This is a genomic window from Ancylobacter amanitiformis (genome assembly GCF_030814815.1).
Taxonomy (GTDB): Bacteria; Pseudomonadota; Alphaproteobacteria; order Rhizobiales; family Xanthobacteraceae; genus Ancylobacter; species Ancylobacter amanitiformis.
This window is the reverse complement of record NZ_JAUSVR010000003.1, coordinates 53,672-68,952: the sequence shown is the minus strand read 5'-3', so window position 1 is coordinate 68,952 and position 15,281 is coordinate 53,672. Positions and strand designations below refer to the sequence as shown.

At 68.5% G+C, this 15,281-nt stretch carries 15 protein-coding genes; 11 read left to right on the top strand and 4 right to left on the bottom strand.

Going from position 1 to position 15,281, the window contains the following annotated elements:
- Positions 1-300 precede the first annotated feature (300 nt).
- The 6 genes from QOZ99_RS05755 to QOZ99_RS05730 all read left to right on the top strand — a co-directional run bounded on the left by QOZ99_RS05755 (position 301) and on the right by QOZ99_RS05730 (position 4,967).
- Positions 301-489 (top strand): DUF4169 family protein, encoded by a 189-nt coding sequence (locus QOZ99_RS05755; RefSeq protein ID WP_306889041.1) that lies wholly within the window; start codon positions 301-303, stop codon positions 487-489.
- Complete coding sequence (locus QOZ99_RS05750) at positions 486-764, top strand: ribbon-helix-helix domain-containing protein (protein WP_306889040.1); 279 nt, start codon at positions 486-488, stop codon at positions 762-764. The genes QOZ99_RS05755 and QOZ99_RS05750 overlap by 4 nt, the downstream gene beginning before the upstream one ends.
- Positions 765-948: 184 nt before the next feature.
- On the top strand, positions 949-2,106 hold the full coding sequence (gene hflK / locus QOZ99_RS05745; protein ID WP_306889039.1) for an FtsH protease activity modulator HflK: 1,158 nt from the start codon (positions 949-951) through the stop codon (positions 2,104-2,106).
- Complete coding sequence (gene hflC, locus QOZ99_RS05740) at positions 2,103-3,044, top strand: protease modulator HflC (protein ID WP_306889038.1); 942 nt, start codon at positions 2,103-2,105, stop codon at positions 3,042-3,044. Before hflK ends, hflC begins: the two co-directional genes overlap by 4 nt.
- A 12-nt stretch (positions 3,045-3,056) precedes the next feature.
- Positions 3,057-3,242 carry a DUF2065 domain-containing protein gene (locus tag QOZ99_RS05735; RefSeq protein WP_183190606.1) on the top strand — a complete coding sequence of 62 codons (186 nt, stop codon included), beginning with the start codon at positions 3,057-3,059 and terminating at the stop codon, positions 3,240-3,242.
- 141 nt (positions 3,243-3,383) lie between these two features.
- Positions 3,384-4,967, top strand: a complete 1,584-nt coding sequence (locus QOZ99_RS05730) for a DegQ family serine endoprotease (protein ID WP_306889037.1) — start codon at positions 3,384-3,386, stop codon at positions 4,965-4,967.
- A 286-nt stretch (positions 4,968-5,253) separates the two neighbouring features.
- Here QOZ99_RS05730 and QOZ99_RS05725 read toward each other — a convergent pair whose 3' ends face one another.
- Both QOZ99_RS05725 and QOZ99_RS05720 read right to left on the bottom strand, forming a co-directional pair.
- Positions 5,254-5,733, bottom strand: coding sequence for a DUF1036 domain-containing protein (locus QOZ99_RS05725; protein ID WP_306889036.1), 480 nt, complete (start codon positions 5,731-5,733; stop codon positions 5,254-5,256).
- A 28-nt stretch (positions 5,734-5,761) separates the two neighbouring features.
- Positions 5,762-7,054, bottom strand: a complete 1,293-nt coding sequence (locus tag QOZ99_RS05720; RefSeq protein WP_306889035.1) for a glycerate kinase type-2 family protein — start codon at positions 7,052-7,054, stop codon at positions 5,762-5,764.
- 179 nt (positions 7,055-7,233) lie between these two features.
- Here QOZ99_RS05720 and QOZ99_RS05715 point away from each other — a divergent pair, with 179 nt between their 5' ends.
- From QOZ99_RS05715 to QOZ99_RS05705, 3 genes are all read left to right on the top strand, one after another.
- Complete coding sequence (locus QOZ99_RS05715) at positions 7,234-8,094, top strand: N-formylglutamate amidohydrolase (RefSeq protein WP_306889034.1); 861 nt, start codon at positions 7,234-7,236, stop codon at positions 8,092-8,094.
- A gap of 58 nt (positions 8,095-8,152) precedes the next feature.
- Positions 8,153-8,461: a DUF1244 domain-containing protein gene (locus tag QOZ99_RS05710; protein WP_370876800.1), complete on the top strand. Its 309-nt coding sequence runs from the start codon at positions 8,153-8,155 to the stop codon at positions 8,459-8,461.
- Between the two features lie 179 nt (positions 8,462-8,640).
- On the top strand, positions 8,641-8,925 hold the full coding sequence (locus QOZ99_RS05705) for a DUF2312 domain-containing protein (protein ID WP_306889033.1): 285 nt from the start codon (positions 8,641-8,643) through the stop codon (positions 8,923-8,925).
- 163 nt (positions 8,926-9,088) lie between these two features.
- Here the strand turns inward: QOZ99_RS05705 and mepK are convergent, their stop codons facing one another.
- Together mepK and QOZ99_RS05695 are read right to left on the bottom strand one after the other, a co-directional pair.
- Complete coding sequence (gene mepK, locus QOZ99_RS05700) at positions 9,089-10,792, bottom strand: peptidoglycan L,D-endopeptidase MepK (protein WP_306889032.1); 1,704 nt, start codon at positions 10,790-10,792, stop codon at positions 9,089-9,091.
- A gap of 295 nt (positions 10,793-11,087) precedes the next feature.
- On the bottom strand, positions 11,088-13,199 hold the full coding sequence (locus QOZ99_RS05695; RefSeq protein WP_306889031.1) for a L,D-transpeptidase family protein: 2,112 nt from the start codon (positions 13,197-13,199) through the stop codon (positions 11,088-11,090).
- Between the two features lie 460 nt (positions 13,200-13,659).
- Between QOZ99_RS05695 and purE the strand changes: the two genes are divergently transcribed.
- Entirely contained in the window at positions 13,660-14,115 is a 456-nt protein-coding gene (gene purE / locus QOZ99_RS05690; RefSeq protein ID WP_306889319.1) for a 5-(carboxyamino)imidazole ribonucleotide mutase, read from the top strand.
- Positions 14,112-15,200 carry a 5-(carboxyamino)imidazole ribonucleotide synthase gene (locus QOZ99_RS05685; RefSeq protein ID WP_306889030.1) on the top strand — a complete coding sequence of 363 codons (1,089 nt, stop codon included), beginning with the start codon at positions 14,112-14,114 and terminating at the stop codon, positions 15,198-15,200. The genes purE and QOZ99_RS05685 overlap by 4 nt, the downstream gene beginning before the upstream one ends.
- The last annotated feature ends 81 nt before the right edge of the window (positions 15,201-15,281 follow it).

Below are 15,281 nucleotides of genomic sequence, written 5' to 3'. Positions count from 1 at the left end.
GAGATCCTCACGAGTTCGTGATCGATCCCGGCCCATCTGCGTAGACTGGTACCTTTTTGGGCACTCCGCGCAATTTATTACCGCTACGAAGGCGTCTAAACAAACATAATGTCGAATTCAAAATAATACTGAATGATTATACCTACCGAAATACCGTTTTGCGCTTTGCATCGGCCACGATGCTGCCCCAGTGAACATATTATACATAAGATAGTATGACTTTTTAATTTCAAGTGTTTACGGCGCCCATTGACGGACCGGAGCGAGGGCGTCACACCATGAACTCCGAGGCGAACATCTATGAACGAGATCGTTAATCTTCACCGGCATCGCAAACGCCTTGCCCGTGACACGGCGGAACAAACAGCGGCTGCGCGACGTTTGGAGTTTGGCCGCACGAAGGTGCAGCGCCAGGCCGAAGCGGCCGAGGAACGCAAAAGGCAGACCTCGCTGGACGGACATCGGCGAGTAAGAGAGGGCGAGTCATGAAGAGTCCCGTGGTTAAGCGGTCCATCGTCATCGCGGGTCACAAGACCAGCGTGAGCCTTGAAGACCAGTTCTGGGACGCTCTCAAGGAAATCGCCGCGAACCGGCGCACCACCTTGTCCGAAATCGTCGCGTCCATCGATGCGGGTCGCAACCAGGGCAACCTGTCATCAGCGATCCGTCTCTATGTACTCGCCCATTTCCGCAATCCGACGGGCGGGCGCGACGTGCCGGAACATGCCGGTCATGGCGTTTCGATGCGATCTACCGTTGCGTAAAGGCAGGAGCCTGCCCATATCTCGGGCTGCGCGGGTGCGTTGTAACCGGGTGACGCGTCACCTATAACCGCCTCGTCGTGTCTCTCGCCCGGGAGGCAACGGGTTTCTTGCTGCACGGTGATGTCTGGCGGTTCCGCATCTGCGAGCCCGGACGGATCGGGCTCGTAAACGGAGTGGCCGCGGAATGTCGTGGAAGAACCAGAGCGGTGGACCATGGGGTGGTGGTCCGCGCGGTCCCTGGGGTAATGGCCCGCAATCGTCGGGACCCAATTCTCCTGATCTCGAAGACCTCATTCGCCGCGGCCAGGAAAAGCTGCGCACGGCGCTGCCCGGCGGCTTCGGCAGCGGCAAGGGCGTCATCGCGGTTCTCGCCATCGCCATCGTTGCGTGGCTGGTGTCCGGCTTCTACCGCGTCGAGCCGGACGAGCAGGGCGTGGTGCTGCGCTTCGGCAAGTTCGTCGCCACCACCAATCCGGGCCTGAACTACCACCTTCCCTACCCCATCGAGACGGTGCTCACCCCCCAGGTGACGCGTGTCAACCGCATCGACATCGGCATCCGCACGGGTGACGACCCGCGCCGCGGCGCCAACGCGCGCGACGTTGCCGAAGAGAGCCTGATGCTCACCGGCGACGAGAATATCGTCGATGTCGACTTCGCGGTGTTCTGGATGGTCAAGCCCGCTGCCGCCGGCTCGGTCGAGGATATCGGCGCGGCCAACTTCCTGTTCAACGTCCAGAACCCGGAAGGCACCATCAAGGCGGTCGCCGAGAGTGCGATGCGCGAAGTGGTCGGGCGCACCAACATCCAGCCGATCCTTACCGGCGCCCGCCAGAACATGGAAACGGCGGTGCAGGAACTGATGCAGCGCACGCTCGATTCCTATCGTGCCGGCGTGCTCGTCACCCAGGTGCAATTGCAGAAGGTCGACCCGCCGCAGCAGGTCATCGATTCGTTCCGCGACGTGCAGGCGGCCCGCGCCGATGCCGAGCGCCTGCAGAATGAAGCGCAGGCCTATGCCAACCGCGTGGTGCCCGAGGCGCGCGGTGAATCCGCCCGCATCACCCAGGGAGCCGAAGGTTACAAGGAGCGCGCCATCATCGAGGCCCGCGGCCAGGCCTCGCGCTTCCTGAGCGTGCTCACCGAATACCAGAAGGCGCCCGACATCACCCGTCAGCGCCTCTATCTGGAAACCATGGAGCGTGTCTTCGGCGGCATGGACAAGGTCCTCATCGACCAGTCCGCCGGCACCGGCGGACAGGGCGTGGTGCCTTATCTGCCGCTCAGCGCGCTTGACCGGCGCACGCCCGCGACGACCCCCGCCCAGGGAGCCACGAAGTGAAGAACAATCTTGGGATCGTCCTCGCGGTTCTCGCCGCCATCGTCGCCATCATCGTCTACTCCTCGCTGTTCACCGTCTACCAGACCCAGCAGGCGCTGGTTCTGCGCTTCGGCGAGCCGGTGCGGGTGATCGAGCAGCCTGGCCTCAACGCCAAGATCCCGCTGGTGGACAGCGTGATCCTGGTCGACAAGCGCATTCTCGACCTCGAGAACCCCTCGCAGGAAGTGATCGCCTCCGACCAGAAGCGCCTCGTGGTGGACGCCTTCGCGCGCTACCGCATCACCAATCCGCTGCGCTTCTACCAGTCGGTGGGAACGGTGGAGGGCGCCAATTCCCGTCTCGCCACCGTTCTGAACTCGTCCCTCCGCCGGGTGCTGGGCGAATCGACCTTCATCCAGGTGGTGCGCGACGAACGCGAGAATCTGATGGCGCGCATCCGCGATCAGGTGAACCGCGAGGCTGCCGGCTTCGGCATCAGCGTCATCGATGTGCGCATCCGTCGCGCCGATCTGCCGGAGGCCAATAGCCAGGCGGTGTTCCAGCGCATGCAGACCGAACGCCAGCGCGAGGCTTCGGAAATCCGTGCACAGGGTGCCGAGCAGGGGCAGACCATCCGCGCCCGCGCCGACCGCGACAGCACCATCATCGTCGCCGAGGCCAACGCCGCGGCCGACAAGCTGCGCGGCGAGGGCGAAGGCCAGCGCAACGAGATCTTCGCTCAGGCCTACGGTCAGAACCCGTCCTTCTTCGAGTTCTACCGCAGCATGCAGGCTTATGAAGCCTCGCTGAAGAGCGGCGATACGCGGATGCTGCTGTCTCCCGACAGCAACTTCTTCCGCTTCTTCAACAATCCCGACGTGGCCGTGATGCCGCCGGCAGGTCCGGCGGCCATCGCCCCGGTCTCGCCGGTGCCCGCCGCCCCCGCGCCGGCAAACTGATCCGGCGCGGCGATGTCCGATCTCGTCGTCGCGCTGGGACTCCTGCTGGTGATCGAAGGACTGATGATGGCAGCAGCTCCCGGCGCGGTGCGCCGGGCGTTGGAAGCCATAGACCAGTTGCCGGACGCGCCGATGCGCATCAGCGGCCTGGTTGGCGCCATCATCGGCATCCTCCTCATCTGGGTGATCCGCGGCTGAAGCCGCGTGCATGGCGCGCGGGCTTCCACGCTCGCGCGCTTTTGCCTTGCATCGGTCCTCATCCGCGATAGCGTCGATCACGATGGATCGCGCGCCCCTGCCGGCGCGTGTCGTCTTGTTCCGCGTCGTGAAGGAGGCACCATGATTCAGGCGGTTATCGCGGCTGCGGGCCGAAGCAACGAGCCGACCGGCAACGCCGTGCATGAGCGTGCCGCGTACGCCCTCGCCCCGCGCTCGGGCCGCTCGCTCGCCAGCCTCGCCCGGCGCCTGCTGGTCGCGGGTGTGCTGGCCGCGAGCGCTCTCGCGGGGGCGGGCCTGCCAGCCCATGCCGCCGCCACCAAGGGTCCCGACACCGTCGCCGACACCGCTGAGAAGATCATGGACGCGGTGGTCAACATCTCGACCTCGCAGACCGTGGCGCCGTCGCGCAGCGTGCCGACCCCGGACCTGCCGCCCGGCTCGCCCTTCGAGGAATTCTTCGAAGAATTCTTCAAGCGCCGTCAGCAGCAGGGTGAGGATAATGGCCCGCGCCGCGTCTCCTCGCTGGGTTCCGGCTTCGTCATCGACGAGACCGGGCTGATCGTGACCAATAACCACGTCATCGCCGACGCCGACGAGATCTACGCCAATTTCGCCGATGGCTCCAAGCTGAAGGCCGAACTGGTCGGGCGCGACACCAAGGTCGATATCGCGCTGCTGCGGGTGAAGCCGGAGGACGGCAAGCCGCTCAAGGCGGTGAAGTTCGGCAATTCCGACGCGTTGCGCGTCGGCGACTGGGTGATGGCGATCGGCAACCCGTTCGGGCTCGGCGGCACCCTCACCGTGGGCGTCATCTCCGCCCGCAACCGCGACATCAATTCGGGCCCCTACGACAATTTCCTGCAGACCGACGCCGCCATCAACCGCGGCAATTCCGGCGGCCCGCTCTTCGACATGGACGGCGAGGTGATCGGCATCAACACCGCCATCATCTCGCCCTCGGGCGGCTCGATCGGCATCGGCTTCGCCGTGCCCTCCAATACCGCCGTCCCGGTGATCGCCCAGCTCAAGGAATTCGGCGAGACCCGGCGCGGCTGGATCGGCGTGCGCATCCAGCAGGTGACGCCGGAAATCGCCGAGAGCCTCTCGCTCGGCAAGCCCCGCGGCGCGCTGATCGGCTCCGTCGCCGATGACGGCCCAGCCGCCAAGGGCGGGCTGAAAGCGGGCGACGTCGTCGTCACCTTCGACGGCAAGGACGTGAAGGACATGCGCACCCTGCCGATCATCGTCGCCGACACGCCGGTCGACAAGGAGGTCGAGGTCGTCGTCATCCGCAAGGGCAAGGAGGAGAAGCTCAAGCTGGTCGTGGGCCGGCTGAACGAGAGCGAAACCGCTGAGGCCGCCCCCGAGGAGAGCGCGCCCAAGACGGAGGCGCCGAAGCTGGAGACCAGCAAGCTGCTCGGCCTCGAACTCGCCCCGCTCACACCGGAGTTGCGCACCCGCTTCAAGATCAAGGACGAGCTCAAGGGCGTGGTCGTGGTGTCGGTGGACAAGGGCACCCCCGCCGCCGAACGCGGCATCGCCGAAGGTAATCTTGTCGTCGAGGTGAACCAGGAGCCGGCGGCAACGCCAGCCGACATCGAGAAGCGGCTCGCCGCGCTGAAAAAGGACGGCCGCCGCTCCGCTCTTTTGATGATGAGCGACCCGCAGGGGCAGATCCGCTTCACCGCGCTGCCGATCGACTGAGGCGCACCGGCCGCCTCATCGCGGGCGGACCAATTCGGCCAATGAAGACAGATCCCGGAATGGCCCGCGTGCCGTTGCCGGGATTTTTTCATGCGGATGCGAGAGACAAACCTCGGCCCACCGGCAGGCTCAGGTGTCGACGCGCACCCGCATCCGGCACGGACTTGGCATCGCGCCGTGCCGATCGACTTTTGCCCGCCGATCCGGCAAGCCTTGCTGCGTCAGGATCTTGCTGCATCAGGATTGCGCCGCGTCGATCCGGCGCGCCCGTCCGGCCGACCTGCCCTCAGGGCTTCTTCTGCGGCGGGGGATGGGCGACGGCGCCGCGCTGGGCCGCCGTCTTCTGCGCCGGCTCGGTGAGTTGCACCGTCCAGCTTTTCTGTTCCTGGGTATCCACCTCGAAGAAGCCGGTGCGGTCATAGCCGCGCGCCAGGCAATCCTCGATGCCGCGAATGGTGAACTCCTTGTCGCGGGTGCACATGAAGGCCTTGCCCGACCATTCGCCGCCGAGATCATAGTCAATCGCGTAGACATAATAGAACCGGGCGACGAGATCGCCGCGCAGCAGCGTCTCGCAGCTATTGGGACCGATATTCCACCAGCCTTCCGTCGACCACGTATTGCCGTCCTTGTAGCCGAGCGCGATGCCGACGCGGCTGGGGGAACGGTTGCACATGCGGAAATCGGCCGCCGCCGGCCGCGGCAGAAGAGCCGCCAGCACAAGCGCCAGCGACGCAGCGAGAAGCAGGCCGCGCCCGGCCTTCATGCCGCGCCGGCCCGCCGCCGCAATACCCTCAGTTCTCGACGAAAACGGCGCGGAAATCATTGACGTTGGTGCAGGTGGGTCCCGGCGTCAGCAGATCGCCCAAAGCCTCGAAGAAACCAGTGGAATCGTTATTGGCGAGAAAGGCGGCAGGATCGAGACCGGCCGCCGCGGCCCGCGCCAGCGTGTCGGGCGTCACATAGGCGCCGGCCGGATCGCTGGCATCGCCGCCGCCGCCATCCGTGCCATCCGTATCGCCCGCCACCGCGTGGATGCCCAAAGCCCCGTCGAGCGCGACGGCCAGCGCCAGCGCGAATTCCTGGTTCGGCCCGCCGCGCCCCTGCCCCCGCATGGTGACGGTAAGTTCGCCGCCGGAGAGCAGAACCGCGCTCCGGCCATCCGCCTTCAGCGCCCGTGCCAGCGCCGCCTGCTCGGCCGCCACCTCGCGCGCCTCGCCTTCCAGATTGTCGCCGATCAGGATGGGCTCCAGCCCCGCCTCGCGCACCAGCTGCTCGGCCGCAACGAAGCTGTCGGCCGGGCGGGCGATCAGGTGATATTCGGCATTGGCGAAGGCGGCATCGCCGGGCTTGGGCGATTCATTGGCACTGTCGCGCAGCGCCACCGCGACCGAAGGCGGCGGGTCGATGCGATAGCGCGCCAGCACGTCGCGCGCCTCGGCGAGCGAGGACGGATCGGGCACGGTGGGGCCGGAGCCGATCACCGCGGGGTCATCGCCCGGCACGTCGGAAATGGCGAGCGTCACCACGCGGGCGGGCTGCGCCAGCACGGCGAGGCGTCCGCCCTTGATGCGGGAGAGATGCTTTCGCACCGTGTTGATCTCGGTGATATTGGCGCCCGAGCGCAGCAGCGCGCGGGTGAGCGCGCGCTTGTCATCCAGCTCCACGCCCATGGCGGGGGCGATCCAGTTGGCCGAGGCGCCGCCCGATAGCAGCACCAGCACGAGATCGTCGGCGGTGGCCGAGGCCGCGAGGTCGATGGATTTCTGCGCGCCGGCAAGCCCGGCGGCATCCGGCACGGGATGACCGGCCTCGACCATTTCCAGCCGCCGGGTCGGCCGGCCATAGCCGTGGCGGGCCACGCCGATGCCCGCCAGCCGGGCGGGATCGAAGCCCAGCGTATCGAGGTAATGGCGCTCGGCAACCTCGAGCATGGAGCCGGCAGCCTTGCCGGCCGCGAGCAGGATCAGCCGACCCTGCGCCGGCGGAGGCGGCAGGGCGGGGGGAAGGCAGGTCTCGGGGTGGGCGGCCGCGACGGCGGCGGTGAAGAGCTTGTCGAGAAAGGCACGCGCCGCAGCATCGGTCATAACTGTCCCTACCCCGCCCCTTGCGGGGCCTTGCGCGGCGTTTTTTCCCGCCGCACCAACATTGTTGCACACACCCCGAATCCGGCCGGGACGCGCGACGCCAAACGGGCGTATTCCTATGGCACACAAAACGCCACGTCACTATCCTCTACACACTTAGTCGCACGACACGGGGAAATATGCGCCGCCTTCCGACGCAGGACACAGCCGGGACCGGCATTGCCGATGCCCCTTCCGCCCCGGGGCCGGACGATTTTCCGCCCTTCGAGCGCATCGCTGGCGATGCCCGGCCCGGGCTCCTCCTCATCTGCGACCACGCGTCCAACGCCATCCCGCCGGCCTATGGCTCGCTCGGCCTGCCGCCTGCCGAACTGGAACGGCATATCGGCTATGATATCGGCGCCGCCGGCGTGACGCGGGGGCTCGCGGCAAGGCTGGGGAGCCCGGCCGTGCTGTCCTGTTTCTCCCGCCTGCTGATCGATCCCAATCGCGGCGAGGACGACCCAACCCTCGTGATGCGCTTGTCCGATGGCGCGGTCGTGCCGGGCAACCGCCATGCCGACGCGGCCGAGGTGGAGCAGCGCCTCGCCCGTTTCCACCGGCCCTATCACCGCGCCATCGAGGCCGAGATCGCCGGCGCGCGGACGGCCGGCATCGTCCCGGCGATCTTCTCGGTGCACAGTTTCACGCCGGTGTGGCGCGGTGTTCCCCGGCCCTGGCACGTCGCCCTGCTGTGGGACAACGACCCGCGCTTCGCCCGGCCGCTGATCGAGGCGCTGGAGGCGCCGGGCGACCTCATCGTCGGCGACAACGAGCCCTATGACGGCGCCCTGCGCAATGACTGCCTGTTCCGCCACGGCACCGCGCGCGGCCTGCCGCATGCGCTGATCGAGATCCGCCAGGACCTGATCGCCGATGCGCGGGGACAGGCGGAATGGGCGGAGCGCCTCGCCGACCTGCTCCCCGCCGTGCTGGCACGGCCCGAACTGCACGACATCACCTGGTTCGGCTCGCGCACCGGGCCCGTCGCACCTATCTGACGGTGAACGATCGAACAGCGAAAACCGCGCCCGCGTGGCGCGTGTCCCGGAGGCACTCATGTCCGACCTGCCCGAACTCGACGACAAGGCCCGCACCGAACTGGAAGCCGCCGCCTTCCGCCGGCTCATCGCCCATCTGCGGGCGCGCACCGATGTACAGAATATCGACCTGATGAATCTCGCCGGCTTCTGCCGCAACTGCCTCGCCAACTGGTATCTCGACGCGGCGCGCGAGCGCGACCTGCCGGTGAGCAAGGATGAGAGCCGCCTCGTGGTCTACGGCATGCCCTACGAGGAGTGGAAGGCGACCCACCAGAGCGAGGCTACCCCCGCGCAGAAGGCGGCCTTCACCGGCCCGGGCCACTAAGGCTATCCGCCACGGAAGGCGCGCGGCGCGCGACACACGGTCGGTGGATTGCGGGTGTAGCGCGCCCGGGCGAGGGCCATCGGGCCCGTCGCGCTTGACGCGCGCGGGCGCTTGCGTTCCTCATCCCCGGCCATTCACGTCAACGACGCCGGGCCTCTGCCCGAGCCCCCGGAGAGACCATGTCCGACATTCCCAACGACCAGCCGCTGTCCGATGCCGCCGCCGGTTTCGCCAAGGAGCAGCTGAAATCCTTCATCGAGCGCATCGAGCGGCTTGAGGAAGAGAAGAAGACCATTGCCGACGATATCAAGGACGTCTTCGCCGAGGCGAAGGGCACCGGCTTCGATGTCAAGGCGCTGCGCGAGATTCTCAAGATCCGCAAGCAGGATGCCGACCAGCGGGCCGAGCACGAGGCGATCGTCGACCTCTATCTGCAGGCGCTGGGCATGGTCTCGCCGAACTGAGGCGGAAGCCGCGCCTTCCCAACCTCCCGGTCGGCCGCGCGCCGATCCGGGATCGGTGGGTATCGGACGCGCGCTCGGGGCGCTGCCCCGCCTGCGGAGCAGCGCTCCGGTGCGGCGGAAATTCGACGGATCCGATCGGGATCCGATCGGGATCAGAGCTTGATCAGAGCTTTCTGGCGAGCGGCGCCGGGCCGCTTATCATCGCCACGACGGGCACCGCGACCACTGCCGCGCCGGTGAAATGCGTGGTCGACAGGCCGTTCGAGCCGTCCTTGCCGAAGCCGCCGGCCACCACCTGGCGCGGCGGCGCCACGAAGGCGGCGAAGCGGCGAAGTTCCGGCGTGCGCAGTTCCGCCGTCCGGGCGACCGTGGGGCCGTTGAACAGGCGGCGAATATCCGCCTGCATGTCCCGCGTGTAGCTCGCGCCCGCCGCGCGCGGCGGCGCCGTGGCGTGGGCGCCGGCGGCGGGTGCCGGCGCCCGGCCGGGCTGGGCATGGGTCGCGGGGAAAATGTCGCCGGCTGTGGCCGAGGCATAGGCCAGTGCCGGGCCACCTCCCTCGGTGCCGCGCACGATCAGTTCGGGCAGGCCATTGATCTCGCCGGGCCGGGCCGGCGGGCGCGGCGCGGCGGTACCGGCGCTGGCCACGACGGCGAGCGGCGCGGCAGCCGCCGGAAGCGCGGCGATGGCCTCGGCCGCGTCGGCGGGCGGCGCGGAGCGCACCGGGGGACGCGGCACGGCGGCGGCGAGCGCCGCCAGCGCCTGGCGGTCGGCCAGCGGAGCCGCCGGCGGCAGCGGAACCGCCGCCGCGGCCTGCGCGGGAGCCGACACAACGGCGGCGGGCTCGACGGGAGCGGGCGCCACCGCCGCCTGCGCCATGGCGAGGCGGCCGAGCGGATTGGGGGTCGGGCGCGGCACCGCGCGGGCAGTCGTCGTCGGCGTGCTCGCGCCGGTATCGGCCTCGGGTGCGGCGGTGTCGGAGGCGGCGGTGTCGGGGATTTCGTCCGCCGTGGCGACCACGGCCGGCGCGGGCCGGGCGGCAGCGGGCGCATTGCGGGCCGGCGCGGGCGCGCTGTCCTCGTCATCCTCTTCCTTGCCGAACAGGCTGGCGAAGAGATTCTTGCGCGGCTTGGGATTGTTGCCGCCGGAAAGTCCGGCAAAGGCGGCACCGGCGCCGCCGGGCTCGGAGCCGCGCGCCTCGACATCGGCCAGCGCCAGCGCGTAGCCCGGCATCGGCTTGCCGTCGGCGGGGATATGCACGGTCCGCCCATCGGGGAACACGCGGGCCAGTTCGGTGCGGGTCATGCGCGGCCAGTGGCGGATGCCGCCAGTGTCGAGATGCACGAAGGGCGAGCCGGAGGTAGGATAGAAACCGACGCCGCCGCGCTGGAGCCGCAGCCCCGCCTCGCGGATCTTCGCCAGCGACACGCCGGGAATGTAGAAATCCATCGCCTTGCCCTGCATGTGCAGGCTGGTCTGGGCGACGCCGCGCGAACGGGCCCGCAGCATGGAATTGGTCTCGGGCGAACGATAGCCGCCGATCACCTGGATCGGGTCGGTGGCGCCGGTGTCGCGATAGACCTCCCACACGATGTCGAACAGCCGCGGGTCCATGTTGGTCGGCTCCTTGCGGCGCCAATCCTGCAACAGGACGTTGAGCTGCTTCAGCGCGGCCGGGTCGTAGCGGCCGTTCTTCTTGAAGGTGATGGTGGCGCTTTCGCCGGAATGGACGTGGTGCAGGCTGATCGTGCGGGTGTCGCCATTGGCCACGGCATCCTGCAGCAGGTCCGTGCTGCACAGCATCACCGCTGCGGCGAGCAGGGCGGCCTTGAGGACGGGACGATAGCCGAGGGCGAGATGAATGCGCACGTAGCTGAAACCCGAAGATGAACGTTTCCGTGAGACGACACGATCGCATGATCGCGCCGGACATGGTGAACATAGTCTTGTCGGGTTTGGTTAAGACGACGTTACGCCCCAACCCCCACTCTTATTGCCTTGCTGGCTAGGAGGTGACTGTGGCGAAAGAGTGCCAGTCTGTCAAATTTGTAATGTTCAGCCGAAATGACCTGCATTTTTCAGTTCATTGCGTCAAAAACGACACACTCCCGCACCGCAGCGAATCAGGCCGGCCTTTTGCGCCGCCAGCCGGATTGGATCAGCTTCAGCGCGCCGGCGCGAGCCCGCCCCGGTCCGCGAAGCGGCGCTGCCCGTCGAGGCCGAGTGCCGCCTTGGTCGCCGCGTCGATCCCGTAAAGGTCCTCGCGGCTGACGAGCTTGCCGCCGGCATCGACATAGGTGGTGAAGTAGACCAGATGCACCGGGAAGCGCTGCTTCAGGGTCAGGTACTTCTCATTGCCGCCGATCAGCTTGGCGATGCGCTGCTGTGGCCAGTTGTCGCCGGGCAGGCCGAGATCGAACAGCACCTCGGCGAATTTCAGCGGCTCGAACACGCGCACACAACCATGACTGAAGGCGCGGTAGTCGCGGGAGAAAAGCGAGCGGCTCGGCGTGTCGTGCAGATAGACCGAGTGCTTGTTGGGGAACATGAACTTCATCTGCCCCAGCGCGTTGCGCTCGCCCGGCGCCTGCCGGAACGAATAGCCCTGCGAGCCGCGGCGCCAGTCCACCGAGCCGGGATCGATGATGCGCCCGTTGCGCACAACATCAATGCCCTGCCGGTCCAGCGCATAGGGGTCGGCCTGCAGCTTGGGCAGCATCTCGTTCTTGATGATGCCCGGCGGCACGTTCCAGGCGGGGTTGAACACCGCATATTGCAGATCTTCCGACATGATCGGCGTCTGGTTCTCCGGCTTGCCGACCACGACGCGGGTCTCGTGCACGGTCTGCTCGTTGACCACCACCCGCACCATGAATTCGGGAATGTTCACCATCACATAGACCGGAGCCACCTTGTGCGGCAGCCAGCGCCAGCGCTCCATGTTGGCGATGATGTCCGCGACCCGGTCGCCCTGCCCCGCATTGAGCGCGGCGAGCGTGCCGCGGCCGACAATACCATCGGCCTTCTGGCCGGAGCCCGCCTGGAACTGGCGCACCGCCTCGACCAGCGCGGGATCGTACAGGCTCTCCTCCGCCGTCCGCGCCAGACCGAGCCGCGACCGCAGCAGCGGCACGCGGGCATCCCGGTCGCCCGGCCGCACCGAGGGACCGGGCGGAATGGCCGCGTGAACGGCGCGCGCCTGCGCCTGCGACTGCAGGTGGGCGAGCTGCGCCTTCAGCAGCCGGTACTCATCATATTGCGGCGCGAAGGACGCGAAGGCCACGGCCGGGTTGGGCGACGTCGCGAGGAGGGACAGCGTCTCCAGCGGATCGGGGGGCGTCAGGGTCGGGTCGACATCCTTGGAGATGCGCGCCGGGTCGAACCGGCCGGTCTGGGCATGGCGGGCATAGAGCAGCGCCGTCGCCGCGATGCGCAGTTCGTAATCGGCCAGATCGGCATCCGAGGGATGCGCCGCCAGCGGGGGAATGGCGTAGTCGGCCGGGTTCAGCCCCTCGGCGGCCGCGCCGGCAAAGGCGGCCAGCGCCGCGATGCCGATCGGGGACACGCCGGTTCCGGCGGTGAACAGCGGCTGGTTGGCGCGCGCGCCATAGAAGCTGGCCAGCGCCTGCTGCTCGCCCGCCCGGGCCGCGAAACGCACGGCATGATTGGCCAGCAGATCGGCGATGGCGACGGAGACGCCGGGAGCGGGAGCGGGGGTGCCGGCGACAGCCGGGGCGCTCTCGGGCGTGCCCGAGCCGAGCGCCGGCGCCGGCGGCGTCGACAGAGATGGGGTGCTGGTGGCGGGAGTGCTGGTGGCGGGGGTGCTGGCGCCCGTCCCCGGCGCGCCCTGGCCGACCGACGGCGCGGCGTCGAGCGCGGGCGCAGCGGGCGCCGCCGACGCCGGCCCGACATGGGTTTCGGCAACCGGCGCCTGCATGGCCAGCGCCGCGCTGGCGGCGGGGTTGGGCCGGCGCGTGCGGGTCTGGTTGATGTCGAACGGCTCGGGCACGTTGCCCGGGCCGACAAGCGGCGCCGCCCCCTGCCCCGCATGGGCGAGGCCGGCACGGGCGGGATCGAATGCCGGTCCGGCATCGCCCGTGCCGTTGCCCGCGCGATCGGTGGCGATCGGGGCGCCGGAAAACTCCTGCGCGGAGGCAGCGGGCATGAAGGGGGGCATGAAGGCGGCCGTCGCCAGCGCACCCATCAGCAGCGTGCAGGCCGTGCCCGCGAGATGGCGCCGCCTGTGTCCGCCCAAATCCGCACCTGAACCCGACATGACGCTCTCCACTTGCTCTCGCCGCTCCAAAGACTTCGAGCGCGAGACCATCTCTTTTCTGCCCCGAGCACTCTCGGGTTCAACTCACGAACGCGATAATGGTCGCATCCGCCGCGCGCCGTAGCGGCGACGCCACAGACCCGGAACCGGCGGAGGGTGAACCCGCGGGGTACAGTGGGGTCATGAAGTAAAGGTCGTGTTAAGCATGATCGCCCGCCCGGAAGAATGCCGCCGCTCTCCACCGACCCGCGACACGGCGAAATGAAAGGGCGCGCCGGGCCATCCAGCCCTTGCCGCGGGGGCCGCGATTCCTATAATCCGCGCCTTCTTTTCACAGATACCTTCTTTTCGGAGGCACCTTCTTGCGGGGAACGGGGCGAGCATGAGCGGGGAGACGGCCGGGCAGTCCCGGAACAGGCAGAACGATGCGCCCGCAGGCGAACAGCCGGTCGCCATCATCATGGGCAGCCAGTCGGACTGGGAGACCATGCGCCATGCCGCCGAGACGCTGGAGGCGCTCGGCATCGGGCATGATTGCCGGATCGTCTCCGCCCATCGCACGCCCGAGCGCATGTTCGATTTCGCCAGGGGTGCCAAGGCCGCGGGCTACAAGGTGATCATCGCCGGCGCGGGCGGTGCGGCGCACCTGCCGGGCATGGTTGCCTCGCTCACCACGCTTCCCGTGTTCGGCGTGCCGGTGGAATCGAAGGCGATGTCCGGCATCGACAGCCTCTATTCCATCGTGCAGATGCCGGCCGGCATCCCGGTCGGCACGCTGGCCATCGGCAAGGCCGGCGCGACCAATGCCGGCCTCATCGCCGCCGCCGTGCTCGCCCTGTCCGACGCGGCGCTGGCCGAGCGGCTCGCCGCCTGGCGGGCGGCGCGGACCGCCGCCGTGGCGGAGCGGCCGGAATGAGCGCCCCCCGCATTCTCAAGCCCGGCGACACGATCGGCATTCTCGGCGGCGGCCAGCTCGCCCGCATGATCGCGCTTGCCGCCGCCCCGCTGGGGCTCAAGACGCATATCTACGCGCCCGAGGCCGGCAGCCCGGCCTTCGACGTGGCAAGCGCCCATACGCAGGCGGCCTATGACGATCTCGACGCGCTGAGCGCCTTCGCGACGTCGGTCGACGTCGTCACCTATGAATTCGAGAATGTGCCGGTCGACACCGCCACCTTCCTCGGCGCCATCGTGCCCGTGCATCCGGGCGCGCGCGCGCTCGGCATCACCCAGGACCGGCTGGACGAGAAGACCTTCGTCTCCCGCCTCGGCATCGAGACCGCGCCCTTCGCGGAGGTGAACGACGAGGCCGGGCTCGACGCCGCGCTGGCCGAGATCGGCCGCCCGGCGGTGCTCAAGACGCGCCGCTTCGGCTATGACGGCAAGGGACAGGTCATCATCCGCGAGGGCGACGATGCCGCCGCCGCATTCAACGCCATCGGGCGTCACCCGGCAATCCTGGAAGGCTTCGTGCCGTTCGAGCGCGAGGTCTCCGTGGTCGCCGCGCGCAGCGAGGATGGCCGGTTCAAGGCCTATGAGGTGACGGAGAACGAGCACCGCCACCACATTCTCCACCGCTCCACCGTGCCCGCGGATGTGACGCCGGCGGTCGAGGCGGTGTCGGCCGAGATCGCCCGGCGCATCGGCGAGGCGCTCGGCTATGTCGGCGTGTTCGCGGTGGAAATGTTCCTTGTGGTCGAGGACGGCGCGCAGGGCGTCATCGTCAACGAGATCGCCCCGCGCGTGCACAATTCCGGCCATTGGACGCTGGACGGCGCGGTGACGAGCCAGTTCGAGCAGCATGTGCGGGCCATTGCCGGCTGGCCGCTCGGCGCGGTGGAGCGGCTCGGGCGGGTGGAGATGACCAATCTCATCGGCGACGAAGCCGATAGCTGGCACGAGATTCTGGCCGAGCCGGGCGCGCATCTGCACCTCTATGGCAAGGCCGAGGCCCGCCCCGGCCGCAAGATGGGCCATGTGACGCGTATCTTCGAGCCATGAACCCGGCCATCCCCCGTCATCGCCCGGCACGGCCCGGCGATGACGGGGGCCGCGCCCCTCCACCTTGTCGCCTTTGCACGG